Below are 26,092 nucleotides of genomic sequence, written 5' to 3' on the forward strand. Positions count from 1 at the left end.
ATGAAAGAAATACTTTTGAAAGCAGAAAATGTGAGGGCCTACTATAAACTGGAAAAGGTTTCTGTCAAAGCTGTGGATGGTTTGTCTTTTGAAATACTGGAAGACGAAGTTATAGGGGTTGTCGGTGAATCTGGTTGTGGAAAGACAACTCTCTCGAACGTGATTTTCATGAACATGGTAAAGCCGTTGACACTCGTTGATGGAAAGATATTTCTGAGAGTTAACGGAGATTTTGTGGAGCTCTCGTCCATGACAAGAGACGAAGTGAAAAGAAAATTCTGGGGAAAAGAGATAACGATAATACCCCAAGCAGCGATGAACGCACTGATGCCCACCATCAGGATGGAAAAGTATGTGAGGCATCTTGCGGAATCGCACGGAATAGACGAAGAGGAACTTTTGGAGAAAGCCAGAAGAAGATTTGAAGAGGTGGGGCTCGATCCACTTTGGATTAAAAGGTATCCTTTTGAGCTCAGTGGTGGAATGAGACAAAGAGCCGTGATAGCGATCGCAACTATATTGAATCCGAGCCTTCTCATAGCTGACGAGCCAACTTCCGCTCTGGATGTTGTGAATCAAAAGGTTCTTTTGAAAGTCCTGATGCAGATGAAACGCCAAGGAATCGTGAAGAGCATAATCTTCATCACCCATGACATAGCGACTGTAAGGCAGATCGCAGACAGAATGATTATCATGTACGCTGGAAAGATAGTTGAGTTCGCACCTGTGGAAAGTCTCCTGGAAAAACCGCTTCATCCTTACACCCAGGGGCTTTTCAATTCGGTTCTCACTCCAGAACCAGAGGTGAAAAAGAGAGGAATCACCTCCATTCCTGGTGCACCACCCAATCTCATAAATCCTCCATCTGGCTGCAGATTCCATCCCAGATGTCCTCACGCGATGGATGTCTGTAAAGAAAAAGAACCACCGCTAACGGAGATAGAACCGGGAAGAAGAGTTGCATGCTGGCTTTACATGGAGGAGAGAGCATGAGCAGGCTCGTAGTGAAAAACCTTACAAAGATCTTTTCACTTGGATTCTTCTCCAAGCGTCGTATAGAGGCGGTGAAGAATGTTTCTTTTGAGGTGAAGGAGAAAGAAATCGTTTCACTCGTTGGAGAAAGCGGTTCCGGAAAAACAACCACCGCAAAGATGATACTGAGGCTCCTTTCCCCTACCTCCGGTGAAATCTACTTTGAAGGTAAAGATATCTGGAAAGATATAAAGGACAGGGAATCTCTGGTTGAATTCAGAAGGAAGGTCCACGCGGTTTTCCAGGATCCTTTTGCGAGTTACAATCCCTTCTATCCAGTCGAGAGAACTCTCTGGCAGGCCATAAGTCTTCTCGAGAACAAGCCTTCAAACAAGAAAGAAGCGCTCGAACTCATAAAGGAGTCGCTTTTCAGAGTGGGGATAGATCCGAAGGATGTACTTGGAAAGTACCCGCACCAGATTTCTGGTGGACAGAAACAAAGAATCATGATAGCAAGATGCTGGATCTTGAGGCCTCTTTTGATCGTAGCGGACGAACCCACATCCATGATAGACGCTTCCTCCAGAGGAGGTATCATAAAACTCCTCGAAGAGCTCAGAGAGGAACAAGGAACGTCCATCATATTCATCACACACGATCTGGGGCTTGCCTATTACGTTTCCGACAACATTTTCGTTATGAAGAACGGTGAAATCGTGGAAAGGGGACACCCAGACAAAGTGGTTCTCGAGCCGACCCACGAATACACCAAGCTCCTCGTCGGTAGCATCCCGAAGCTTTACAGGAAACTGGAGGATCTGTGATGTTTACAAAAGCGGTTCTCTCCATTTTTTCTTGGGCTCTGGTTCTTGAATTGATAGTTCTGTTTTATTACCTGTGGCGCGGCTTGAGGCCAGTGGAGTTCTACCTAAATTTAGGACTCCTCGGACTCACTGTACCTTTCCTTGTGTTTCTTGTCGTCAGAGAAAAGAAAAAGAGGAGGGAAGAAGACGATGGAAAGGATCGATGAAATCCTCTCTCAGTTAACTACAGAGGAAAAGGTGAAGCTCGTTGTGGGGGTCGGTCTTCCAGGACTTTTTGGAAACCCACATTCCAGAGTGGCGGGTGCGGCTGGAGAAACACATCCCATTCCAAGACTTGGAATTCCTGCGTTTGTCCTGGCAGATGGTCCCGCAGGACTCAGAATAAATCCAACAAGGGAAAACGATGAAAACACTTACTACACGACGGCATTTCCCGTTGAAATCATGCTTGCTTCTACCTGGAACAGAGACCTTCTGGAAGAAGTGGGAAAAGCCATGGGAGAAGAAGTTAGGGAATACGGTGTCGATGTGCTTCTTGCACCTGCGATGAACATTCACAGAAACCCTCTTTGTGGAAGGAATTTCGAGTACTACTCAGAAGATCCTGTCCTTTCCGGTGAAATGGCTTCAGCCTTTGTCAAGGGAGTTCAATCTCAAGGGGTGGGAGCCTGCATAAAACACTTTGTCGCGAACAACCAGGAAACGAACAGGATGGTAGTGGACACGATCGTGTCCGAGCGAGCCCTCAGAGAAATATATCTGAAAGGTTTTGAAATTGCCGTCAAGAAAGCAAGACCCTGGACCGTGATGAGCGCTTACAACAAACTGAATGGAAAATACTGTTCACAGAACGAATGGCTTTTGAAGAAGGTTCTCAGGGAAGAATGGGGATTTGACGGTTTCGTGATGAGCGACTGGTACGCGGGAGACAACCCTGTAGAACAGCTCAAGGCCGGAAACGATATGATCATGCCTGGAAAAGCGTATCAGGTGAACACGGAAAGAAGAGATGAAATAGAAGAAATCATGGAGGCGTTGAAGGAGGGAAAGTTGAGTGAGGAGGTTCTCGATGAGTGTGTGAGAAACATTCTCAAAGTTCTTGTGAACGCGCCTTCCTTCAAAGGGTACAGGTACTCAAACAAACCGGATCTCGAATCTCACGCGGAAGTCGCCTACAAAGCAGGTGCGGAGGGTGTTGTCCTTCTTGAGAACAACGGTGTTCTTCCGTTCGATGAAAATACCCATGTCGCCGTCTTTGGCACCGGTCAAATCGAAACAATAAAGGGAGGAACGGGAAGTGGAGACACCCATCCGAGATACACGATCTCTATCCTTGAAGGCATAAAAGAAAGAAACATGAAGTTCGACGAAGAACTCGCTTCCACTTATGAGGAGTACATAAAAAAGATGAGAGAAACAGAGGAATATAAACCCAGAACCGACTCCTGGGGAACGGCCATAAAACCGAAACTTCCAGAGAACTTCCTCCCAGAAAAAGAGATAAAGAAAGCTGCAAAGAAAAACGATGTTGCAGTTGTTGTGATCAGCAGGATCTCCGGTGAGGGATACGACAGAAAGCCGGTGAAAGGTGATTTCTACCTCTCCGATGACGAGCTGGAACTCATAAAAACCGTCTCGAAAGAATTCCACGATCAGGGTAAGAAAGTTGTGGTTCTTCTGAACATCGGAAGTCCCATCGAAGTCGCAAGCTGGAGAGACCTTGTGGATGGAATTCTTCTTGTCTGGCAGGCGGGACAGGAGATGGGAAGAATAGTGGCCGATGTTCTTGTGGGAAAGATTAATCCCTCCGGAAAACTTCCAACGACCTTCCCGAAGGATTACTCGGACGTTCCATCCTGGACGTTCCCAGGAGAGCCAAAGGACAATCCGCAAAGAGTGGTGTACGAGGAAGACATCTACGTGGGATACAGGTACTACGACACCTTTGGTGTGGAACCTGCCTACGAGTTCGGCTACGGCCTCTCTTACACAAAGTTTGAATACAAAGATTTAAAGATCGCTATCGACGGAGATATACTCAGAGTGTCGTACACGATCACAAACACCGGGGACAGAGCTGGAAAGGAAGTCTCACAGGTTTATGTCAAAGCTCCAAAAGGGAAAATAGACAAACCCTTCCAGGAGCTGAAAGCGTTCCACAAAACAAAACTTTTGAACCCGGGTGAATCCGAAAAGATCTTTCTGGAAATTCCTCTTAGAGATCTTGCGAGTTTCGATGGGAAAGAATGGGTTGTCGAGTCAGGAGAATACGAGGTCAGGGTCGGTGCATCTTCGAGGGATATAAGGTTGAGAGATATTTTTCTGGTTGAGGGAGAGAAGAGATTCAAACCATGAAAAGGGGGTAATATGATGAGCAGGCTGGTTTTCGCTCTGCTTCTCTTTCCTGTTTTCATTCTGGCTCAAAACATCCTTGGCAACGCTTCTTTCGATGAACCAATCCTCATCGCAGGTATGGATATAGACCCACCCGCAGAGGATGGTTCCATAAACACAGAAGGAAACTGGGTATTCTTCACCAATTCAAACGGTGAGGGAACGGCTCGAGTTGAAAACGGCGTTCTCGTGGTTGAGATAACAAACGGAGGAGATCACACCTGGTCGGTTCAGATCATACAGGCTCCCATACGTGTTGAGAAACTCCACAAGTACAGAGTTTCTTTCCGAGCCAAGGCTTCCTCTCAAAAGAACATCGGGGTGAAGATAGGAGGAACGGCCGGAAGAGGATGGACCGCGTACAACCCCGGTACCGACGAATCCGGCGGCATGGTCTTCGAGCTCGGAACAGATTGGCAGAAGTACGAGTTCGAATTCGTCATGAGACAGGAGACCGATGAAAATGCTCGTTTCGAGTTTCAGCTTGGAAGGTATACCGGCACGGTCTGGATAGACGACGTAGTGATGGAGGACATCGGTGTTCTCGAGGTAAGCGGTGAGGAAAACGAAATCTACACCGAGGAGGATGAAGACAAAGTGGAAGACTGGCAGCTCGTTTGGAGTCAGGAGTTCGATGACGGTGTTATCGATCCGAACATCTGGAACTTCGAGATAGGAAACGGTCATGCAAAAGGTATTCCAGGCTGGGGTAACGGGGAACTCGAGTACTATACAGACGAAAACGCGTTCGTTGAGAACGGCTGTCTTGTGATTGAGGCGAGAAAAGAACAGGTTTCCGATGAGTACGGAACCTACGACTACACCTCAGCCAGGATGACCACAGAAGGAAAATTCGAAATAAAGTACGGAAAAATCGAAATAAGGGCAAAACTTCCAAAAGGAAAAGGTATCTGGCCCGCTCTCTGGATGCTCGGAAACAACATAGGAGAGGTCGGATGGCCCACCTGTGGTGAGATAGACATCATGGAAATGCTTGGCCACGACACCAGAACCGTTTATGGAACAGCACACGGTCCGGGATATTCCGGTGGTGCGAGTATAGGTGTTGCCTATCATCTTCCAGAAGGAGTTCCTGATTTCTCCGAAGACTTCCACATTTTCTCCATCGAGTGGGACGAAGACGAAGTGGAGTGGTACGTGGACGGACAGCTCTACCACGTCCTCAGCAAGGATGAACTGGCCGAACTCGGTCTTGAGTGGGTTTTCGACCATCCGTTCTTCCTCATTCTGAACGTTGCCGTGGGAGGCTACTGGCCAGGTTATCCCGACGAAACCACCCAATTCCCGCAGAGAATGTACATCGACTACATCAGAGTCTACGAAGATAAGAATCCTGAAACAATCACCGGGGAAGTGGATGACTGCGAATATGAACAAGCACAGCAGCAGGCAGGTCCCGAGGTGACCTATGAACAGATAAATAACGGCACTTTCGACGAACCTATTGTGAACGATCAGGCCAACAACCCGGACGAATGGTTCATTTGGCAGGCGGGAGACTACGGAATCAGTGGTGCCAGGGTCTCCGATTACGGTGTCAGGGATGGCTACGCTTATATCACGATAGCCGATCCTGGAACTGACACGTGGCATATTCAGTTCAACCAGTGGATAGGTCTTTACAGAGGAAAAACCTACACCATTTCTTTCAAAGCAAAAGCGGATACACCAAGACCTATAAATGTGAAAATTCTGCAGAATCACGATCCCTGGACCAACTACTTCGCTCAAACGGTGAATCTCACAGCGGACTGTCAGACGTTCACGTTCACCTACACGCATCCAGACGATGCGGATGAGGTCGTTCAGATCAGTTTCGAACTCGGAGAAGGAACGGCAACTACGATTTATTTCGATGATGTCACGGTGAGCCCTCAATGAGACACATCCCCGGTGCTTTGCGCCGGGGGTGTTTCAGAACCATAAAAGGAGAGATGTGAGATGAACATAAGATTCAGAATCATATTCATAATGGTTGTGGTTCTTGTTTCTTTTGTTCTCAGTGCTTATCTGGTTCAGAGAAGTACCTCGTCTCTTCTCATCAGCAACGCAAAAGATTACATGGAGAAGTCGGTGTCTTCTCTTTCAAAATACATCTCCCAGAAGTTGAACGAGGTTCAAAGAAATCTGAAAACCCTCCTTGGTAGCTCTCTCATAGGAGGTTACACGATCGCTTCGAACCTTCAGTCTGTTCTTCAGGGGGCTACGGATACAGTCTCCGTTGGTATTGTTGTCGATGAGATGAGCGAATCCGCTTATTTGGTTTTACCAGAAAAAATAGAAGAGAAGAACTATTCAGAGTACGAAAAGTACCTCAGCCTTATGAAGGAAAAAAACAAAACTTCGCTTGTCCTTGCCGAATCCATCGATGGAAAGCCTGTTTTGCTTTTCGTGGAGGGAGTTACAACGTTCGGTTCAGAACCATCTGGACTGATAGCATTAGGTATATCCCTCTCTGAGAACACCGATCTCTGGAAAGCGGTTGTAGAAGAAGGGAAAGCGAGCAAGAGCGGCTACGGGCTTCTTGTCACAAGCGACGGAAAGGTACTGATCCACAAAGACATGGGGAACTTCATGAAAGAGGTGAAAGAGCTTGGAGGCTTTGAGAAAGCATTCGAGGAAGCAAAGAAAGGTGGAGAGAAATACGTAGAGTACGAATACAACGGAGAGAAGAAATACACCGTGTGGGAGAAAGTGCCCGGATACGACTTCTACATCTTCTCGACGGGGGACCTGGATGAACTTCTTGCAGAAGGAAGGAAAGCGACCTTTGGGACGATAGTGACGTATGTAGTGTTTGGCGGCGTGATCTTTGCGGTGTTGTTTGTTTCGATGATGCCGATAGTGAAGAGAATGAGGCAGCAGGTAGAGAAAGTGAAGAGATTCGGAGAAGGGGACCTGACAGTAGAGTTCGAAGCGAAAGGGAAAGATGAACTGACCCAGATAGAAGAGAGCCTGAAAGAAGCGGTACTATCACTCAAAGAGATGATAGTGAGCATCATAGAAGCTTCGAAAGAGCTTAGCGGAGCATCAGAAGAGATAAAAGTTCTCTCAGAAGAGAGCCACAAGATGTCAGAGAACCTGCACGAAGAAGCCAAGAAGATACTGGACGAGGCGAACAACATGAGCAGTGCTCTGACAGAAGTGACGAGTGGGGTAGAAGAAGTGGCAGCGAGTGCGCAGAACATCTCAAAGATCACCCAGGATCTGACAGAAAGATCAGAAGCGGTGACGAAAGCGGCAAGAGAAGGAACAGAGAGAGTAGAAGCGGTGGGAGGAGTCATAAACAAACTCAAAGGGTCAGCAGAAAGACAGAGGGACTACCTGAGAGAACTCGTTGACTCAGCCAAGACGATAGGAGAGATAGTGGACACGATCAGCTCGATAGCAGAGCAGACGAACCTACTTGCCTTGAACGCAGCGATAGAAGCAGCTCGAGCTGGGGAAGCGGGAAGGGGCTTTGCGGTTGTGGCAGACGAGATAAGGAAACTTGCAGAAGAGAGCCAGAGGGCGACAGAAGACATAGCGAAGATGTTGAGCAGTTTGAGGGCAACGATAGAACACGTGGAGAACGGCTCGAAAGAGATGTTCGAAGGAGTGGACGAGATAGCAGTGATGGGAGAAGAAGTCACAAAGAGATTCAGGGAGATCCTTGGAAGGATAGAAGAGATCAACAGCATGATAGAGAACACAGCTGCCACTGCGCAGGAGCAGGGAGCGGCTGCAGAAGAAATGGCAAGCGCTATGGACAACGTCACAAAGATAGTCGAAGGAGTTGTGGAAAGTCTAAACAGAATGGAGTCTCTCATAGAAGATCAGACCGAATCTGCCGCAAAGGTCTCTCAGGCCGCTGAAAGACTGTCTGAGCTTTCTGAACAGCTCTCAACGCTCGTTCAGAAGTTCAAAGTGTGAGAAGGGAAATCAATAGAAAAAATCAGGCGGGGTTATCCCGCCTTTTTTTCTGGATGTTAAAATTTTCAGGGAGATCGAGTGGAGAGGTGTTCTGTTTTGAGAATAAAAAGACTTCCCGAGAGCCTCGTCAGAAAAATCGCCGCGGGTGAGGTGATTCACAATCCATCTTTCGTTCTGAAAGAGCTTGTAGAAAACAGTCTGGACGCGCAGGCCGACAGGATAGTTGTTGAGATAGAAAACGGTGGAAAGAACATGGTAAGAGTATCCGACAATGGAATCGGGATGACCAGAGAAGAGGCACTTCTGGCAATAGAACCTTACACGACGAGCAAGATAGAGAGCGAGGAAGATCTGCACAGGATCAGAACTTACGGTTTCAGAGGTGAAGCGCTTGCTTCGATTGTGCAGGTCAGCAGAACCAAGATCGTGACAAAAACGGAAAAAGACGCACTCGCAACACAGTTGATGATTGCTGGGGGGAAAGTGGAAGAAATCTCGGAAACCCACAGGGATACCGGCACCACCGTTGAGGTGAGAGATCTCTTCTTCAACCTACCCGTCCGGAGAAAATCTCTGAAGTCCTCTGCCATCGAGTTGAGAATGTGTCGTGAGATGTTTGAAAGATTCGTCCTTGTACGAAACGACGTTGATTTTGTATTCACCTCAGATGGAAAGATAGTCCATTCCTTTCCAAGAACACAGAACATCTTTGAAAGAGCTATCCTGATCCTTGAAGATCTGAGAAAAGGTTACATCACGTTCGAAGAGGAATTATCCGGCCTGAGGATAAAGGGAATAGTTTCATCCCGCGAGGTGACAAGATCCAGCAGAACGGGAGAGTATTTCTACGTGAACGGTCGTTTTGTGGTTTCCGAAGAACTCCACGAAGTACTCATGAAAGTTTACGATCTTCCAAAGAGAAGCTATCCCGTCGCGGTTCTTTTCATAGAGGTAAATCCGGAAGAACTCGACGTGAACATACACCCTTCGAAAATCGTGGTGAAATTTCTCAACGAAGAAAAGGTGAAAAAGAGTTTGGAAGAAACCCTCAAAAGAAATCTGGCACGGAAATGGTACAGGTCGGTTGCGTACGAAGAAATATCCTCCCATGCGCTGAGCGTAGCGGAATCACCTTCCTACAGATGGTTTTTGGTCAAGGGTAAGTACGCTGTCGTTGAAGTGGAAGATGGTTTGCTCTTTGTGGATCTTCATGCTCTCCACGAACGAACGATTTACGAAGAAATCCTTTCGAAAAAAAGCTGGAGGAAAAGACGGGTGAAAAGGAACATAACAGTTGTGCTATCAAGGGAAGAAAAACAAAAACTGGAAGAATACGGATTCTCCTTTCAAGGAGAAGAAGGAGCTTTGAAAGTCATTGAAATCCCTGAGTTCCTCACCGAAGACGTTGTGGAGGAATTTTTCAGGGACTTCCCAGTTGATGAAAAACTGAAGGAAAGAATAGCCCTTGCCGCTTGTAAACTTGCCACTAAATCCGGAGAATTCGACGAAGAGATCGCATCGAAACTGCTGGATGTCTTTTTCAAGAAGCGGTTTGAAAGATGTCCTCACGGAAGGCCGATTTCTTTCAAGATCAGCTATGAGGACATGGACCGATTTTTCGAGCGTTAACCCATTTTCACCACGTTGACGTCAGCGGTGAAAACCAGGCCATCGAAGTCTATGTTGTCGATTTCCTTCAAAAAAAGGTTTATTCTCTCTTCTTCATCGACGATCTCAAGAACGATAGGAAGATCCGGTGAAAGACTGAAAAAATCACTTCTGTGCATGTGTCTCTTGTGACCGAAACCCATGATACCTCTGTAGACAGTGACTCCTTTCATACCGAGTTCGTAAGCGCGCTTCACAAGATACTCGAAAAGAGGCTTTCCGCTGTGCTTGTCTTTTTCTCCGAGGTAGATCTTGAGAAGCTTCATACCTTCCCCCTCCCCAGAATCATTCCAAAGTAGGCGCATGTAAAAGCAAAGAGAAGATTGGCAAGAGCATAAGCGACTCCCCTTGCGGGACTCTCTTCGATGAGCGAGAGCGTTTCGTAAGTAAATGTGGAAAAAGTGGTGAAGGCTCCCAGGAGCCCCGTTCCGAAGAAAAGGATGGCTTCCTTAGAGAGAGGAACTTTCTCGATAGCGGCGAACATCAAAAACGAAAGAAAAAAAGAACCCACAGAGTTCACGATGATCGTGCCAAGTGGTATGTAAGAGAACGGCAGGAGTGAATTGATCGTACGGGAAACAAGGTATCTGAGAACGGCTCCAATCGCTCCTCCGAATGCAATTGTCAGGTAATCCATCTCGATCATTCCTCGTATATCATCTTCACCGTCATACCACCATCGACGATGAAGTTCGTGCCTGTTATGAAACCTGCTTTTTCGTCGTCCGCGAGAAAGACGCAGAGATGGGCAATATCTAAGGGATTTCCAACTCTTCCAGCCGGGTGCTGTTCGTGATCGATGGGTCTCAGATCGGGTTTTTTTCTCAGGGACTTCTTCTTCCATTCCGATGTTTCTATCCAGCCGGGGCTTATGCTCACCACTCTTATGTGATATCTGGAAAGACTCACGGCCAAGGAGTGCGTGAGTGCCACAAGGCCTCCTTTTGAAGCTGAGTAGGGTTCCGTGTCTGGTTCTGACTGAAATGCCCTTGTGCTTGCTATGTTTATGATCACTCCGCCACCGCGTTTTATCATTTCTTCCGCGCAGTATCGAGAACAGATGTAAGGCCCCGTGAGGTTCACCCTGATCACTCTCTCCCATTCTTCGAGAGGTCTTTCGAAGATGCTCTTCACGGACATGACGGCTGCGTTGTTCACCAGAACGTCTACCCCGCCGTATATTTCGACGGTTTTTCTCACCATGTTCTTCACGGAGTTTTCATCTGCAACGTCCGTTTTTACGAATGTGACATCCAGCCCTCTTTCTCTCAACATCTCTTCTCTTTCAACGCCCGCTTCTTCGTCTATCTCTGCTATGACTACCTTCATGCCGTTTTCCGCAAAAAGCTGAGCGATCGCGGCTCCGATTCCCTGACCTCCACCTGTAACGACTGCCACCTTGCCTTCGAGCATGCTAACACCCCACAGAAAAGGCGGGGTAACCCCCGCCCGTTTTATCTAATCGGTTTGTCCTTTGTAACCTCTTCCAGTGTGAGTAGTCTTTCCCATCTTCTGTCGACGTATTCCTGGAGTTCGTCTACGATTTCTTTTGCATCCGGTCTTGAAAGAAGTTTTCTGAACCTTCCCTGAGCCTTCAGGAATTCCTCCACAGGTTTGAACTGTCTCGGTTTTCTGGTGACTCTGTAAACTCCTCTTTCCACTTCGTACAAAGGCCAGTACTTCGTTTCTACGGCGAGTTTTGATATTTCTACTGTTTTATCGTCGTTCACTCTCCAGAACCTGACGCAAGGAGAGAAGACCGCAAGGAAAGAAGGTCCATCGAAGTTCAGCGCCTTTTCCACCTTGGCAAAGAAGTCCATGGGTTCAGAGAGCGATGCGGTAGCTGCGTAGACGTTCTCGTGAGCCGCTACGATCTCGACGATGTTCTTTTTCAGCTGGACCTTTCCAGGGAGCTTCTTTCCAACTGGAGCTGTCGTGGTATCCGAACCCGGGGGTGTGGATCCGGATCTCTGGTTTCCTGTGTTCATGTATCCCTCGTTGTCGTAGAGGACGTAGAGCACCTTGTGACCTCTTTCGAGCATCCCGGACAGTGACTGAAGACCGATATCGTACGTTCCACCGTCTCCACCAAAAGCAATGAAGGCGTATTTTTTGTCTTCTGGGATCTTTCCTTTGTTTTTCAGTGCTTTGTAAGCCGTTTCCACACCGCTCATCGTTGCTGCCACGTTTTCAAAGGCGTTGTGAATGTAAGGTACGCTCCAAGCGGTGTACGGATAGATGGAGGTAGAAACCTCCAGACAACCTGTTGCGAGTCCAACAACGGGTTCGTATCCGAGGTGTCTTGCGATCATCATCACGAACTTCACTGTGATGGGTGCTCCACAACCTGGACAGAGCCTGTGACCCTGTGTGATACCGATTTCTTTCTTATCGAACTCCTGTGCCAGCTGTTTTATGTTAACGGGCATTCCTCACACCTCCTTCACTCTCTGAGACCAAGATATCTCTGTTCATCTGCTATGAGGTTTCCGTTTATGGCATCTTCGAACGCTTTTCTGATGTGCTCTGGTTTGATGTCCCTTCCACCGAGACCGTAGACATAGGATCCAAGCATCGGCCTCGCTGCTACTTCGTAGAGCGCAGATTTCACTGCTTCGTAGAGAGGTGCTTCCGCTCCGAAGGAAACAGCTCTGTCGAGCACAACTACACTCTTTCTTCCGTTGAGGAGTTCCTGAAGCTGCTCCTTCGGGAACGGTCTGAACATCCAGATTTTCAAAGATCCAACTTTGTAGCCTTCTTCTCTCAGTTCATCAACCACGTACTTTATCGTGCTGTTTGTGGAGCCCAGTGCTACCATCACGTGCTCTGCATCTTCCATTCTGTACGGTTCGACAAACCAGTATTTCCTTCCAAACGTTTCTTCGAATTCTTTTGCGATTTCCGGGAACACCTTCTTTACGTTTTCCATGGCTTCAATCTGCTGTCTTTTGTGTTCGAAGTAGTAATCGTAAAGATCGAGAGGACCCCAGGTTACAGGGTGTTCAGTATCCAGAAGAGGATACATGGGTTTGAGCTCTCCAACGAACTTCTTCACGAGTTCATCGGGATAGAACTCAACGGGTTCCACTCCGTGAGAAAGGATGAACCCATCGAGGTTCACCATGACGGGAAGTCTCACATCTTCGTGTTCTGCCAGTCTCACAGCGAGAATGGTGAAATCGTAAGCCTCCTGATTAGTTTCCGCAAAGAGCTGAATCCATCCAGAATCCCTTTCTGCCATCGCGTCGCTGTGGTCACAGTGAATGTTTATAGGACCACTGAGCGCTCTGTTCACAACGGGCATCACAATGGGAAGTCTGTAGGAGGCAGCGATGTAAACTATTTCGTGCATCAGTGCGAGTCCATTTGCACTGGTTGCTGTCATCGCTCTTGCTCCCGCGGCAGCGGCTCCAACGACAGCGCTCATCGCACTGTGTTCACTTTCGACGGGAATCATTTCTGTCCTGACAACGCCGTCCGCGACGAACCTGGCGAAGTACTCCACAATAGGTGTCTGTGGAGTGATCGGGTACGCCGCAACGACATCGGGCTCTATCTGTCTCATCGCATTGGCAACGGCCTCAGCGCCGGTGACGGCCACTCTCTCGACGACCCTTTCCATCCTCATCCCTCCTCGCTCAGAAACTCAGTCTCAGGTCTCATCTCTATGGCCTGCTTTGGACATACGTTCGCACAGAGTCCGCATCCTTTACAGTAGTCGTAGTTGAAACCTTTCATTATTCCGCCTTCTTGGATGATCGCTTGATCTGGACAGTAGAGCCAGCAGAACATACAGTCTATACATTTCTCTTTGTGAAGAATAGGTCTCATCACACGCCAGGCACCTGTTTTGTATTCTCTTGCTGTTCCCGGTTTGTCGATGACTCCTCCAATGGGAATTTCCTTCCAGCTTTTAAGAGACATTCTCACACCTCCTCACTCTGAGCACTTTACTTCCTCATATCCACGTCTCAAAGCTCTCTTGTTCGCATCAATCACTTCCTGAGGGAATTTCTTTCCGAACATCTTCTCGATTCTCTTCTCTATCGCCTCGAGAGGCACAATACCTGTCACTCTGACCAGCGCTCCAAGCATCGGTGTGTTCGGTATTCCTCTCTTTATCTCCTGGAGAGCGATGTCTGTAGCATCCACCACGCATATCTTTCCGTTGAATCCTGTCTTTTTTCTGACGAATTCGAAATCCTTAACGGTGTTCACAAGGAGGATACCATCTTCTGAAAGGCCTTCTACAATGGCGGGAGAAAGTAGTGTTTCATCGATCACCACAACGACGTCCGGGTTTTCCACTGCAGATCTCACTCTGATGTACTCATCACCAATCCTGTTGAAGGCCCTCATGGGAGCACCTGTTCTTTCTGCACCGTATTCTGGAAAAGCCTGAACGTATTTCCCGGCTTCCAGAGCGGCTTCTGCCAGCATCTGGGAAGCACTCTTCGCACCTTGCCCGGCTCTACCGTGCCATCGTATTTCAAAGTATTTCTTCGCAACGGGCATCCGATTGCACCTCCTCGACAACATGGATTTAACCCACGTTATTGTATCAGATACATAATGCATTTCATAATGGTATACTTAAACAATAAATTAAATCTTTAGATCCTTCAGTTTTCTCTGAGCGGTGATCACTGAGTTGATAACTCTGTTTATGGTCGTGAATCCTCCTGCAGTCTCTTCCAGAACCTTCGTTGCACTGTCGATTTCCGCACTCTTTTCTGAGAGTGACTCCTTCGAGGTATCGAGGGAGTTTCTGACCTCCTGAAGGAGCTTTACGTTGTTTTCCATAAAACGAACCATATTCTGGAGGGTTTTACCAACTGTTTCAAACAGATTCGCCATGAACTCGAGGTTTTCAAGGGATCTTTGTGAAGATTCGAGGATTTCTCTGGCCTTCTCGACGATCTGCTTTGTCACTTCATTTGTTTCGTTTGATAGATTCTGAACCTCGTTTGCTACGATCATGAAGCCTTTTCCCGCTTCTCCGGCCCTCGCAGCCTCTATGGTGGCGTTTAAGGCGAGGATGTTGGTTTCCCTGGCGATTCTCATAATGTTCTGAATCAACTTTTCGATCGATCTTATGTTTTCAAGGGTCTCTCCTATCTGGGATGAAGCTTCTTTCACCCTTTCGACGATCTGATCTACATTTGTTCCGGATTTTTTCAACTCCTCCATGATGTTTTCACTGATCTTTTCCATGTCTTGGATGACAGAGACGAGCTGATCACTTTTCGCTTGAAAATCTCCCACCAGTTCCTGAAACAGTCTGTTGAGATTCACAAACCTTTCTTTAACTTCCTCTATTCTGCGCTGCATTCTTCTCAGCTTTCTGGTCAGTGCTTCGTCCAGCTGGCTTGTGAAGGATATGATCGTGTTCTCTGCAAAGAACGCAGAAGTGAGTTTATCCACGATTTCTCTTTCTCTCATAGAATCACCTCACAAAGAATAGAGATTGTCTATCAGATCAACACCGCATTTGAGATTTCTGAACCACTCGAGGAATTTCTTCACAGACTCTCCTCTGAACACAGCGCCGTGCTGAGGTGCGATCATATCTATCTTTCTCTTTGAAACCATATCCACCCATTTCTTGCAGGCCGTATTGGAAGACATGTACCTTTTGTGGAAGGCCTCCATAAGCGGAAGATGTCTTTCGAAATCATCGACGTACCTGTACCTCTTTCCTTTTTCGAACACCGCGGCGCCTATATCTCCTGAGAAAAGGATCTTTGCCACCGGATCGTAGAGAACGAAATTCCCAGTAGAATGAAGGAAATGCGCCGGGAGTATCTCGAGCTCGTTACCACTCAGGAGTTTTATCTTTGTTCCTTTGTCAGAGATCGGAACGATCCTTTTCTGATCGTAGATTCCAAAGTGTGGGAGAAACCTCACCCAGAGAGAGGATATGTATATCTTCGCGTTCTCACATATCGAAAGCCAGAGCAAAATCCCGGATGTGACATCGGGATCCTGATGCGTGTAGAATATATGTCTTATGCTGGAAAGATCAACCACTTCCGCTACGTTGGACATCACCCTGGGAAAGACGTGTGCTCCGCCCGGGTCCAGGAGAATCCCTTCGTTTCCATCGAGGATCAAATACTGGTTCGTCTGAACGATCTCTTCTTCTTTCTCTTCCCATCCCAGAAACATGAATTTGTGCTGACCGTTGTCGAAGAGGATTTCGTTTTCAAACATATTGTCACCTCCAGATTTCAAACGATTTCAAGAATTAATCCCCATTTGATTCTATCACTACATGCAACACTTTGTGACTGTTTCTTTTCTTTTCATCATATGACAGTGAGAGGTGTTATAATCGACTATGGTGAATGTGAAAAAAATATCAGATAAAAATTGTGAAAAAATTCCCGATAAATTCTGATCAGGAGGTGGCGGTTTTGGTCAAGTCGAAGGAGGAACTCTTCAAAGAGCTGGAGAATTTCATAGAAGAAAATGGGTACGAGGGAAAGAAGGATGCACTCATACAGGTGCTTCACAAGGCCCAGGAACTCTTCGGATATCTTCCCGCGGATGTTCTCGAGTACATCTCAGACAAACTCGACGTTCCTCTCTCGAAGGTTTATGGAGTGGTCACCTTCTACAACTTCTTCTCCACAAAGCCAAAGGGTAAACATCAGATCAAGGTTTGTCTCGGTACCGCGTGTTACGTGAAGGGTGCGGACAGAATCTTCGAAAGATTCCTCGAAGAACTCAAGGTGAATCCGGATGAACCCACCAGCGATGGTATGTTCTCCGTTCACGGTGTGAGATGCCTCGGGGCGTGCAGTATGGCACCGGTTGTCATGGTGGATGAAGACGATTTTTACGGCAGAGTAACTCCCGATATGGTGCCTCAGATCATCAGTAAGTACAAGCGGGAGGGATGAGGATGGCCAAGGTGAAGAGTCTGGAAGAACTCATGAAGATAAAGGAACAGGCTCTGAAGGATCTCCAGCTGAGGGGCGAAACAGGTAAAAGGGGGAAGATAACTGTTGCGATGGGTACGTGTGGAATAGCGGCGGGTGCCAAAGAGACTCTGAAGGCGATCGTTGAAGCCCTCAATGAATACAACATAAACGATATAGCGGTTGTTCAGTCGGGTTGTATGGGACTCTGCGAGGTGGAACCCACCGTTGAAGTGAGGCTCGAAGGTCAGGAGCCAGTCATATACGGAAGGGTCACTCCGGAAAACGCAAAGAGAATCGTGAAGATGCACATACTCGAAGGAAGGGTCGTCGAAGATCTGGTGGTCAAAAGAGGAGAAGCCTGACTCTGGAGGTGAAGGAGAGTGCCGCTCACAACGAACACGATCCTTATCTGTGCAGGTGGAGCGTGTATTTCCGCCGGCGAAAAGAGTGTCAAAGATGCCTTCGAAGAAGAATTGAGAAAGTACGGCCTCGATGAAGTTGTCAGGGTGATAGAGACCGGTTGTATGGGAGCGTGTACATTGGGACCGATTGCCGTGATCTACCCGGAAAGTGTGTTTTACCAGAAACTCACACCAGACGCAGCAAGAGAGATCGTCGAAGAACACATTTTGAAGGGAAGGATCGTGGAGAAGTACCTTTACAAGGCTTCCGAAGGAAAACCTGTTCCAAGAGTTCATGAGGAAGTGCCTTTCTTCAAGAAACAGGTTAGGATCGTCACAAGGAATCTCGGTGTCATAGATCCCACGAAGATAGAGGAGTACATCGCAAGAGACGGATATTTTGCCCTTGCGAAGGCTCTTCAGATGAAACCGGAAGACGTGATAAAGGAGATAAAGGACAGCGGACTCAGAGGAAGAGGAGGAGCGGGTTTTCCAACAGGGCTCAAGTGGGAACTCGCGGCAAGGCAAAAGGCCGAGAAGAAATTCGTTGTCTGTAACGCGGACGAAGGAGACCCGGGTGCTTTCATGGACAGATCGGTTCTTGAAGGAGATCCACACGCCGTCATAGAGGGGATGGCAATAGCCGCCTACGCGATAGGTGCTCAGAAGGGGTTCGTTTATGTCAGGGCGGAGTATCCTCTCGCCATTGAAAGGCTCAACATAGCGCTGAATCAGGCAAGAGAGTACGGTTTCCTTGGAGGAAACATAATGGGAACGGATTTTTCCTTCGATATAGAGATCAGAATCGGTGCGGGTGCGTTCGTTTGTGGTGAGGAAACCGCTTTGATGGCCTCCATAGAGGGTGAGAGAGGCCAACCGAAGGTGAAGCCTCCCTATCCCGTTGAGAAGGGACTCTGGGGATACCCCACAGTGATCAACAACGTTGAAACACTTGCGAACGTACCCTGGATCATCAGAAACGGTGCGAAAGAGTTCAGAAAATACGGGACGGAGAACTCTCCGGGAACGAAAGTATTCGCTCTCGCCGGTAAAGTGAAGAACACAGGTCTTGTGGAAGTTCCCATGGGAATCACACTCAGAGAGCTCATATACGAGATTGGAGGAGGAATAGCCGGAGACAAAAAGCTGAAAGCCATCCAGACTGGGGGACCGAGCGGAGGGTGTATCCCCGCTGAGTACGTAGACACACCTGTTGATTTCGAATCCCTCCAGAAACTCGGTGCAATCATGGGTTCTGGTGGAATGATAGTGATGGACGAAGACGACTGTATGGTTGACGTCGCAAGGTTCTTCCTCGAGTTCACCGTGGAAGAATCCTGTGGAAAATGTACGCCCTGTAGAGAAGGAACGAAGAAGATGCTCGAAATCCTGGAGAAGATCACTTCCGGAGAGGGAACAGAGGAGGACATAGAAGAGCTCGAAAAGCTGGCGCATGTGGTAAAGGACACTTCCCTCTGTGGACTTGGTCAAACCGCACCGAATCCTGTTCTTTCCACACTCAGATACTTCAGAGACGAGTATCTGGCGCATGTCAAAGAGAAGAGGTGTCCATCCAAGAAGTGTAAAGCGTTGATCAGCTACGTGATTGATCCTGAAAAATGTGTTGGATGTACCGCGTGTGCGAGGGTCTGTCCGGTTCAGTGTATAAGCGGTCAGGTGAGACAGCCTCACGTGATAGATCAGGCGGAGTGTGTCAGGTGTGGTAGCTGTATCGAAGTCTGTAGATTTGGAGCTATAAGCAAGGTTACTCCAGCTCTGCCGGTGGAGGAGGCGGTAGAATGATAGGCCCAAGGGATCTTCTGAATATAGCTTTGAGGATCGAATCAACCGGTTACTCTTACTACAAGAATCTCGCGGAGAAAACGGAGGGGGAAACGAAGGCACTCTTTGAACGACTGGCGGAACAAGAGAGGGACCACTCCAGAAAGTTCAAGGAGATCCTCGAAAAATACGAGCAGGATCTTAACCCATCCGATGAGGTGCTCGGCTATCTCGAAGCTCTCGCAGAGATCTCTATCTTTCCCAAGCTCGAAGAAACTCCCCCTGATGATCTGAGAGAGGCTGTGAGAAGGGCCATCGAAGTGGAAAAAGATTCCATAGTCTTTTACAGCGAAATATTGAGCTACGTACCGGAGAAAGAACCCGTTCAGACGATCATCGATGAGGAGAAAAAGCATCTGAGGGACCTTCTGAGACTGGAAGTGTGAAGATACCCCGCCGGACGGCGGGGTTTTTGTTCAAATCATTCCACCTCTGCCAGAACGCTGACGGGTCCACCGTCCAGCCCCTTGAATCTCAAAGGAAGAGCGATCACACGTTTTATCTTCTTTCCAGCGACGGGTTCTAAATTCACATCTTCGAATATGATGATAGGTCTTTTGCTGCTGAATTTCTTCGACAAAAGCCATCTGTGCGCGGGGTAGTTTTCTTTTTCACCCAACACGATGGGATCGGCACTGAGAAAATCGAGCATGACCGCTTTGAGAGAGGGGACAGATTCCCTCAGAAAACGAGCCAACTCTTTTGAAATGCCGGGGAACATGTACCTGTAGGTTGCAGGATCTGTTCTTCTCAACTTCGCAAAACCCGATCTGAACATGAGAAGATCCACACCATTCAGATCCAGTTCTTCGATATCTTCGATGGTGAAGAGTTCCATTGGTTTCTTCTCCCTGTCCACGAGCAGGGGTTTTTCAAAAATGAAGTATTCAAGAGGTATCTGATCCAATGTCCAGCCCTCTTCACAAAAATGGTAGGGGGCGTCCACGTGTGTACCCGTGTGCGAGAAATGATGAATCATCATCGTGTTGGCGGCGTCTCCCTGTTCTATTCTGCTTTTCGGCTCAAAATAGTCTGGCGGGTTGTCCGGATAGGTCAACATTCTCTCTTCTATAGGATAAGATAATTCTATGAACACGTCTGTCACTCCCTTTCTGAAGGAGGTATCAACATGGAGTTTCTCATCTACAGTTTACCAGAGGAAGTGCTCAGAGAAGAAATGCTGGGGAACTTTTCAGTCGCTTTGAAGCTGATCGATGACTTTCTGAAAAAGGACCTCCCTTTGCTTCAGCGTGAAAGACTCATCTACGAAAAAGAGAGGATCGAAAGACTCCTCGAGGATTATCCTTTCACCGAAAAAGAAGCGATGGAAAAGATGAGGGAGATGTTCGAGGGTTTCTCAAAGGGAGAGTTCCAATATCTCATGAACGAAGGAGTACTCGACTACATCGTCGTGGAGGGTGAGAAACGATTCGAAAGGCGTTTCTTCCACAACCTCGCCTTCGTCAGATCGGAGTACAGAGAAAGACTCAGAAAAGATGAAAGAAGTGAAAAAGCCCGAAGAATTCTCCACGAACGGCTGGAGCGTCTCATAAAGGGTGAGGATCCGAAAAGATACAGAATAAGAGCGAGAATAACTTTGAAACTGAAGGAAACATCCTCCAAGCACCGCGTATGGCTTCCGTTTCCCAAGGAAGGCCTTCAGATCGAAAGTGTGAAACTTCTGAGAACAAGTCACAAAAGTTACTACATTTCTCCGAACGATGTTCCACAGAGGACCATCTACTTCGAAGGCGAAGACAGCACTTTTTTCGTGGAATTCGAGTACATTGTTAGAGAGTGGGTGAACCACGTCGATCCTGAAAGAGTTTCAGAGAAAGTTGTGGGATTTGAAGAGTTCCTGAAAGAAGAGCCTCCACACATCGTTTTTACTCCGAAACTCAGGTGGTTAACACAAACGGTGGTGGGTAGCGAGGTAAACCCGTACCTCAAAGCGAAAAGGATATACGACTGGATCACACTCAACGTGAGGTACTCCTACGTGAAACCGTATGCCCTGTACGAGAATATAACGGATTTTGTGGTGAACAACCTGAAAGGCGACTGTGGTTTTCAGGCACTTCTCTTCATAACGATGTGCAGGATCGCAGGTGTCCCCGCAAGATGGCAGTCTGGATGGTACATAAATCCGATCTTCGGTTCTCCTCACGACTGGGCACTTTTCTACGTGGAGCCCTATGGGTGGCTTCCTGCGGATCTTTCCTTTGGCGGTGCGAGGAGAGATAATGAATCTTTCAGAAGCTTCTACTTTGGAAACCTGGACGGCTTCAGAATGGTGGCAAACGACGGCTTCATGAAAGACTTCGATCCGAAAACTCGTTTTGTGAGAAGCGATCCCACAGACAACCAGGTTGGAGAGGCGGAAAGCGAAGAGAAACGTCTGCCGTTCGAAAGTACCATAGAAGTTATTAGTTTCGAGGAGGTGTGAGAGATGTCGAGGATCGTGAACGTGAAGCTTTCTCTCAAGAGATACGAATACGAAAAGCCGTTTCACATAACTGGAAGCGTATCTTCCGAAAGCAGAAATGTCGAGGTTGAAATCGTTTTGGAAAGTGGTGTCAAAGGGTACGGAGAAGCGTCTCCCTCCTTCAGAGTGAACGGTGAAAGGGTGGAAGCACTTCTTGCAATAGAAAACGCTGTGAGGGAGATGATCACAGGCATCGATGTGCGAAACTATGCCAGGATCTTCGAGATCACAGACAGGCTCTTCGGGTTTCCGAGTTTGAAAGCAGCCGTTCAATTTGCCACACTGGACGCTCTCTCTCAAGAACTTGGAACACAGGTCTGTTATCTCCTTGGAGGAAAAAGAGATGAGATAGAAACGGACAAAACAGTTGGGATAGACACCGTCGAAAACCGTGTGAAGGAAGCAAAGAAGATATTCGAAGAGGGTTTCAGAGTGATCAAGATAAAAGTTGGAGAGAATTTGAAGGAAGACATCGAAGCCGTGGAAGAGATAGCGAAAGTCACCCGCGGAGCGAAGTACATAGTTGACGCGAACATGGGATACACCCCGAAGGAGGCGGTGGAGTTCGCGAGAGCAGTATATCAAAAAGGAATAGACATCGCTGTGTACGAACAACCTGTGAGGAGGGAAGACATAGAAGGCTTGAAGTTCGTGAGGTTCCACTCTCCGTTTCCCGTCGCGGCGGACGAATCCGCGAGGACGAAGTTCGATGTGATGAGGCTTGTGAAGGAAGAAGCGGTTGATTACGTGAACATAAAACTCATGAAGTCGGGAATTTCCGACGCTCTTGCCATAGTGAAGATAGCAGAATCGTCAGGTTTGAAGCTCATGATCGGATGCATGGGAGAGTCCTCGCTCGGAATAAATCAGAGTGTTCATTTTGCGCTTGGAACGGGAGCTTTTGAGTTTCATGACCTCGACAGTCACCTGATGCTGAAGGAAGAAGTTTTCAGAGGAAAATTCATCCAGGATGGTCCGAGAATGAGGGTGAAAGATCAATGACGGTTCAGCAGTTCATAAAGAAGCTTGTGAGGCTCGTAGAACTTGAAAGGAACGCAGAAATAAACGCAATGTTCGATGAGATGAAGCGGCTCTCGGGGGAGGAAAGAGAGAAAAAGGGTCGTGCCGTTCTGGGTCTCACAGGAAAATTTATAGGAGAAGAACTTGGATATTTCCTTGTGAGGTTTGGAAGAAGAAAGAAGATAGACACAGAAATCGGTGTGGGTGATCTTGTTCTCATAAGCAAAGGAAACCCCCTCAAGAGTGATTACACGGGAACGGTTGTAGAGAAAGGAGAGCGTTTCATCACGGTAGCGGTCGATAGGCTTCCATCGTGGAAACTCAAAAATGTGAGGATAGACCTCTTTGCGAGCGACATCACGTTCAGAAGACAGATAGAGAACTTGATGACGCTTTCTCCAGAAGGGAAAAAAGCCCTTGAGTTTCTCCTTGGAAAGAGAAAGCCAGAAGAGTCGTTTGAAGAAGAGTTCACTCCCTTCGATGAAGGATTGAACGAGAGTCAGAGGGAAGCGGTTTCCCTTGCCCTCGGAAGTTCTGATTTCTTTCTCATACACGGCCCCTTCGGCACGGGAAAGACCAGAACACTCGTGGAGTACATAAGACAGGAAGTAGCACGTGGAAAGAAAATTCTGGTCACAGCGGAGAGTAACCTTGCTGTGGACAACCTCGTGGAGAGGCTCTGGGGGAAAGTGTCTCTGGTGAGAATTGGCCATCCTTCGCGCGTGTCCTCTCATCTGAAGGAGTCCACACTCGCACATCAAATCGAAACAAGCAGTGAGTACGAGAAAGTAAAAAAGATGAAGGAAGAACTCGCAAAGTTGATCGAAAAAAGGGACAGCTTCACAAAACCTTCACCGCAGTGGAGAAGGGGGCTCAGCGACAAGAAGATCCTGGAGTACGCGGAGAAGAACTGGAGTGCCAGGGGAGTTTCCAAGGAAAAGATAAAGGAGATGGCAGAGTGGATAAAGTTAAACAGCCAGATTCAAGATATTAGGGACCTCATAGAACGCAAAGAGGAAATAATAGCGAACAGGATAGTACGGGAAGCGCAGGTTGTGCTTTCAACCAATTCATCCGCAGCTCTGGAAATAATATCGGGAATAGTCTTCGATGTGGTAGTTGTTGACGAGGCCTCTCAGGCAACTATCCCAAGCATCCTCATTCCCATATCGAAAGGCAAAAAGTTCGTCCTCGCTGGGGATCACAAACAGCTTCCACCCACGATACTCTCGGAAGACGCGAAGGACCTTTCGAGAACACTGTTTGAAGAACTCATAACTCGATATCCCGAGAAGTCTTCTCTTCTCGATACCCAGTACAGAATGAACGAACTTTTGATGGCGTTTCCGAGTGAAGAATTTTACGACGGAAAACTGAAAGCGGCCGAGGAAGTCAGAAACATAACGCTCTTCGACCTTGGAGTGGAGATACCGAACTTTGGAAAGTTCTGGGATGTTGTTCTCTCCCCAAAAAACGTTCTGGTCTTCATAGACACAAAGAACAGATCTGACAGATTTGAAAGGCAAAGGAAAGACTCTCCCTCGAGAGAGAATCCATTAGAAGCACAGATCGTGAAAGAGGTTGTGGAAAAGCTTCTCTCCATGGGGGTGAAGGAGGATTGGATCGGGATCATCACTCCCTACGATGATCAGGTGAATCTCATAAGAGAGTTGATCGAAGCGAAAGTAGAAGTACACAGTGTGGATGGTTTTCAGGGAAGGGAAAAAGAGGTCATCATCATCTCATTTGTGCGTTCGAACAAAAACGGTGAAATAGGGTTCCTCGAAGATCTGAGAAGACTCAACGTCTCACTCACACGGGCGAAAAGAAAACTGATAGCAACGGGAGATTCGAGCACGCTCTCTGTCCATCCAACTTACAGAAGGTTCGTAGAGTTCGTGAAAAAGAAGGGAACTTACGTGATCTTTTGATATGAGAGTCTATAACAAAAACATCCCCCCACTCATGTGGGGGTTATTTTTTTCGTACATTTAAGGAAGTATTGAAACAGCTTGAGGAGATTTACTCATCACCTGGATATGTTTAGTTTCCATACCTCTAAGGAATTATTGAAACTGTGGTTGCTCCAGTCCTGGCTGCGTAATGAAATTAAGTTTCCATACCTCTAAGGAACTATTGAAACGAGAACGACGATCTCAAAAAGCAACTTGAGGAATATTTGTTTCCATACCTCTAAGGAAGTATTGAAACGCAGTCAAGCCAGAGCTCGAGGAGATAGACGTTGTCCTGTTTCCATACCTCTAAGGAAGTATTGAAACACCTAGCATTGTGTGTATGAGGATGTAGTGGTTTGGTTTCCATACCTCTAAGGAAGTATTGAAACTTCCAATCCCTTTTTGAACATCTCCCAAAGCCATTGTTTCCATACCTCTAAGGAAGTATTGAAACCAGTTAGCAAGATCCGACATTTTTGCGATGATGAAGGGTTTCCATACCTCTAAGGAAGTATTGAAACTCTTCGCAAGCAGGAATGATACGCTGTTTGTCTGTTTGTTTCCATACCTCTAAGGAAGTATTGAAACATGCTGTCGTTGAAGTTTGTTTTTCCTTCGCTGTAGAGTTTCCATACCTCTAAGGAAGTATTGAAACCTAAGGTGGGGGTGAAAGGTATGGTGAAGGTGAAGGCTGTTTCCATACCTCTAAGGAAGTATTGAAACCCGGTGGGGTCGCTGGGTGTGTCCAGAGGCGCCCTGTTTCCATACCTCTAAGGAAGTATTGAAACTTCACATAGCTGCTTGGAATCCTGGCGAATCAAAAGTGTTTCCATACCTCTAAGGAAGTATTGAAACGTTGCGAGTAGATGATGATTTTTACGACGATACTATGTTTCCATACCTCTAAGGAAGTATTGAAACCAGCCACAAATGACCATAAAAACTTGGTGCTTGCCGGTTTCCATACCTCTAAGGAAGTATTGAAACGCATATTCGGTCTTATGCTGTTTTTCAGAAGTAGAGAGTTTCCATACCTCTAAGGAAGTATTGAAACACGTAGATTTAACTTGACATAGGAATTGTCAAATGGGTTTCCATACCTCTAAGGAATTATTGAAACATACCTTCGTAGTTACCCTCACCAGAGACGCCAACGGCTTGTTTCCATACCTCTAAGGAATTATTGAAACCAAGAGAAGTAAGAATAGCTGTAAGATTCGCAAATGCTTGTTTCCATACCTCTAAGGAATTATTGAAACAGGGCTTGTTGCAAATCTTCTCATTGCCCGCTACGACGTTTCCATACCTCTAAGGAATTATTGAAACTGTGTTCGAGATCGTCAACTACCTCACGACGAAGATCTAGTTTCCATACCTCTAAGGAATTATTGAAACCTATAGGCATACTATAGTTTGCTATAGGCATACTAGTTTCCATACCTCTAAGGAATTATTGAAACCTGCATAATCTTCTGCGATGTTTCTTGTGTAAAAGGTTTCCATACCTCTAAGGAATTATTGAAACCAGAATCAACTCGAAGACCTTCAGCAAACAACAGCGTTTCCATACCTCTAAGGAATTATTGAAACAGACTAAGTGGGAAAAGCTCGCAGAGGAAGATCCAACGTTTCCATACCTCTAAGGAATTATTGAAACTCGTCGAGTGGAGCG

The 26,092-nt window shown here is 47.1% G+C and carries 24 protein-coding genes and 1 CRISPR repeat array (1 of these 25 only partly in view); of the genes, 14 read left to right on the forward strand and 10 right to left on the reverse strand.

The window, feature by feature from the left end; all coding sequences use genetic code 11:
- The 7 genes from TRQ2_RS04725 (at position 1) to mutL (ending at position 9,752) form a co-directional block, all read left to right on the forward strand.
- Positions 1-993: an ABC transporter ATP-binding protein gene (locus TRQ2_RS04725; protein ID WP_012310820.1), complete on the forward strand. Its 993-nt coding sequence runs from the start codon at positions 1-3 to the stop codon at positions 991-993.
- Positions 990-1,796: an ABC transporter ATP-binding protein gene (locus TRQ2_RS04730; RefSeq protein ID WP_012310821.1), complete on the forward strand. Its 807-nt coding sequence runs from the start codon at positions 990-992 to the stop codon at positions 1,794-1,796. The genes TRQ2_RS04725 and TRQ2_RS04730 overlap by 4 nt, the downstream gene beginning before the upstream one ends.
- On the forward strand, positions 1,796-2,002 hold the full coding sequence (locus tag TRQ2_RS04735; protein ID WP_004082479.1) for a hypothetical protein: 207 nt from the start codon (positions 1,796-1,798) through the stop codon (positions 2,000-2,002). The genes TRQ2_RS04730 and TRQ2_RS04735 overlap by 1 nt, the downstream gene beginning before the upstream one ends.
- Positions 1,986-4,151 carry a beta-glucosidase gene (locus TRQ2_RS04740; protein WP_012310822.1) on the forward strand — a complete coding sequence of 722 codons (2,166 nt, stop codon included), beginning with the start codon at positions 1,986-1,988 and terminating at the stop codon, positions 4,149-4,151. Before TRQ2_RS04735 ends, TRQ2_RS04740 begins: the two co-directional genes overlap by 17 nt.
- A 12-nt stretch (positions 4,152-4,163) precedes the next feature.
- Positions 4,164-6,092 (forward strand): carbohydrate binding domain-containing protein, encoded by a 1,929-nt coding sequence (locus tag TRQ2_RS04745; protein ID WP_012310823.1) that lies wholly within the window; start codon positions 4,164-4,166, stop codon positions 6,090-6,092.
- Between the two features lie 60 nt (positions 6,093-6,152).
- The gene (locus tag TRQ2_RS04750) at positions 6,153-8,123 is read left to right on the forward strand and encodes a methyl-accepting chemotaxis protein (RefSeq protein ID WP_012310824.1); all 1,971 of its coding nucleotides are present in this window, start codon (positions 6,153-6,155) and stop codon (positions 8,121-8,123) included.
- Positions 8,124-8,219: 96 nt separating this feature from the next.
- Positions 8,220-9,752: a DNA mismatch repair endonuclease MutL gene (gene mutL, locus TRQ2_RS04755; RefSeq protein ID WP_193325877.1), complete on the forward strand. Its 1,533-nt coding sequence runs from the start codon at positions 8,220-8,222 to the stop codon at positions 9,750-9,752.
- On the opposite strand, the gene TRQ2_RS04760 is transcribed toward mutL, so the two are convergent.
- The 9 genes from TRQ2_RS04760 to TRQ2_RS04800 form a co-directional block, all read right to left on the reverse strand.
- On the reverse strand, positions 9,749-10,057 hold the full coding sequence (locus TRQ2_RS04760) for a DUF190 domain-containing protein (RefSeq protein WP_004082468.1): 309 nt from the start codon (positions 10,055-10,057) through the stop codon (positions 9,749-9,751). The two genes, mutL and TRQ2_RS04760, sit on opposite strands and share 4 nt — an antisense overlap.
- Entirely contained in the window at positions 10,054-10,437 is a 384-nt protein-coding gene (gene crcB, locus TRQ2_RS04765; RefSeq protein ID WP_041434309.1) for a fluoride efflux transporter CrcB, read from the reverse strand. The genes TRQ2_RS04760 and crcB overlap by 4 nt, the downstream gene beginning before the upstream one ends.
- Positions 10,434-11,204 (reverse strand): glucose 1-dehydrogenase, encoded by a 771-nt coding sequence (locus TRQ2_RS04770; protein WP_004082464.1) that lies wholly within the window; start codon positions 11,202-11,204, stop codon positions 10,434-10,436. The genes crcB and TRQ2_RS04770 overlap by 4 nt, the downstream gene beginning before the upstream one ends.
- 41 nt (positions 11,205-11,245) lie before the next feature.
- Entirely contained in the window at positions 11,246-12,220 is a 975-nt protein-coding gene (locus tag TRQ2_RS04775) for a thiamine pyrophosphate-dependent enzyme (RefSeq protein WP_004082462.1), read from the reverse strand.
- Positions 12,221-12,234: 14 nt separating this feature from the next.
- Positions 12,235-13,413, reverse strand: coding sequence for a pyruvate synthase subunit PorA (gene porA / locus TRQ2_RS04780; protein WP_004082460.1), 1,179 nt, complete (start codon positions 13,411-13,413; stop codon positions 12,235-12,237).
- A gap of 2 nt (positions 13,414-13,415) precedes the next feature.
- Positions 13,416-13,715 (reverse strand): pyruvate synthase subunit PorD, encoded by a 300-nt coding sequence (gene porD, locus TRQ2_RS04785; RefSeq protein ID WP_004082458.1) that lies wholly within the window; start codon positions 13,713-13,715, stop codon positions 13,416-13,418.
- Positions 13,716-13,727: 12 nt separating this feature from the next.
- On the reverse strand, positions 13,728-14,306 hold the full coding sequence (gene porC / locus TRQ2_RS04790; RefSeq protein ID WP_004082456.1) for a pyruvate synthase subunit PorC: 579 nt from the start codon (positions 14,304-14,306) through the stop codon (positions 13,728-13,730).
- A 90-nt stretch (positions 14,307-14,396) separates the two neighbouring features.
- Positions 14,397-15,233 (reverse strand): methyl-accepting chemotaxis protein, encoded by an 837-nt coding sequence (locus TRQ2_RS04795; RefSeq protein ID WP_004082453.1) that lies wholly within the window; start codon positions 15,231-15,233, stop codon positions 14,397-14,399.
- Positions 15,234-15,242: 9 nt separating this feature from the next.
- Positions 15,243-16,004, reverse strand: coding sequence for an MBL fold metallo-hydrolase (locus TRQ2_RS04800; protein ID WP_011943483.1), 762 nt, complete (start codon positions 16,002-16,004; stop codon positions 15,243-15,245).
- Between the two features lie 203 nt (positions 16,005-16,207).
- Between TRQ2_RS04800 and TRQ2_RS04805 the strand changes: the two genes are divergently transcribed.
- From TRQ2_RS04805 to TRQ2_RS04820, 4 genes are read left to right on the forward strand one after another with little or no spacing between them, the layout of a single operon-like run.
- Positions 16,208-16,696, forward strand: a complete 489-nt coding sequence (locus tag TRQ2_RS04805) for an NAD(P)H-dependent oxidoreductase subunit E (RefSeq protein ID WP_004082449.1) — start codon at positions 16,208-16,210, stop codon at positions 16,694-16,696.
- A 2-nt stretch (positions 16,697-16,698) separates the two neighbouring features.
- The gene (locus TRQ2_RS04810; RefSeq protein ID WP_004082448.1) at positions 16,699-17,079 is read left to right on the forward strand and encodes a ferredoxin; all 381 of its coding nucleotides are present in this window, start codon (positions 16,699-16,701) and stop codon (positions 17,077-17,079) included.
- A gap of 18 nt (positions 17,080-17,097) precedes the next feature.
- Positions 17,098-18,921, forward strand: coding sequence for an NADH-quinone oxidoreductase subunit NuoF (gene nuoF, locus TRQ2_RS04815; RefSeq protein ID WP_004082447.1), 1,824 nt, complete (start codon positions 17,098-17,100; stop codon positions 18,919-18,921).
- The gene (locus tag TRQ2_RS04820; RefSeq protein WP_012310827.1) at positions 18,918-19,346 is read left to right on the forward strand and encodes a ferritin family protein; all 429 of its coding nucleotides are present in this window, start codon (positions 18,918-18,920) and stop codon (positions 19,344-19,346) included. Before nuoF ends, TRQ2_RS04820 begins: the two co-directional genes overlap by 4 nt.
- A gap of 35 nt (positions 19,347-19,381) precedes the next feature.
- Here TRQ2_RS04820 and TRQ2_RS04825 read toward each other — a convergent pair whose 3' ends face one another.
- Entirely contained in the window at positions 19,382-20,056 is a 675-nt protein-coding gene (locus TRQ2_RS04825; RefSeq protein ID WP_011943485.1) for a cyclase family protein, read from the reverse strand.
- 33 nt (positions 20,057-20,089) lie between these two features.
- Between TRQ2_RS04825 and TRQ2_RS04830 the strand changes: the two genes are divergently transcribed.
- Genes TRQ2_RS04830 through TRQ2_RS04840 form a run of 3 tightly spaced genes read left to right on the forward strand, consistent with a single transcriptional unit; the run spans position 20,090 to position 24,396 of the window.
- Positions 20,090-21,406, forward strand: coding sequence for a transglutaminase-like domain-containing protein (locus TRQ2_RS04830; RefSeq protein ID WP_012310828.1), 1,317 nt, complete (start codon positions 20,090-20,092; stop codon positions 21,404-21,406).
- A 3-nt stretch (positions 21,407-21,409) separates the two neighbouring features.
- Entirely contained in the window at positions 21,410-22,447 is a 1,038-nt protein-coding gene (locus TRQ2_RS04835; RefSeq protein ID WP_012310829.1) for an L-Ala-D/L-Glu epimerase, read from the forward strand.
- Positions 22,444-24,396 (forward strand): IGHMBP2 family helicase, encoded by a 1,953-nt coding sequence (locus tag TRQ2_RS04840; RefSeq protein WP_012310830.1) that lies wholly within the window; start codon positions 22,444-22,446, stop codon positions 24,394-24,396. The genes TRQ2_RS04835 and TRQ2_RS04840 overlap by 4 nt, the downstream gene beginning before the upstream one ends.
- A 48-nt stretch (positions 24,397-24,444) precedes the next feature.
- Positions 24,445-26,092: direct repeats of the CRISPR family, unit length 20 nt; unit sequence GTTTCCATACCTCTAAGGAA (it continues 185 nt past the right edge of the window).

Source organism: Thermotoga sp. RQ2, from assembly GCF_000019625.1.
Taxonomy (GTDB): Bacteria; Thermotogota; Thermotogae; order Thermotogales; family Thermotogaceae; genus Thermotoga; species Thermotoga maritima.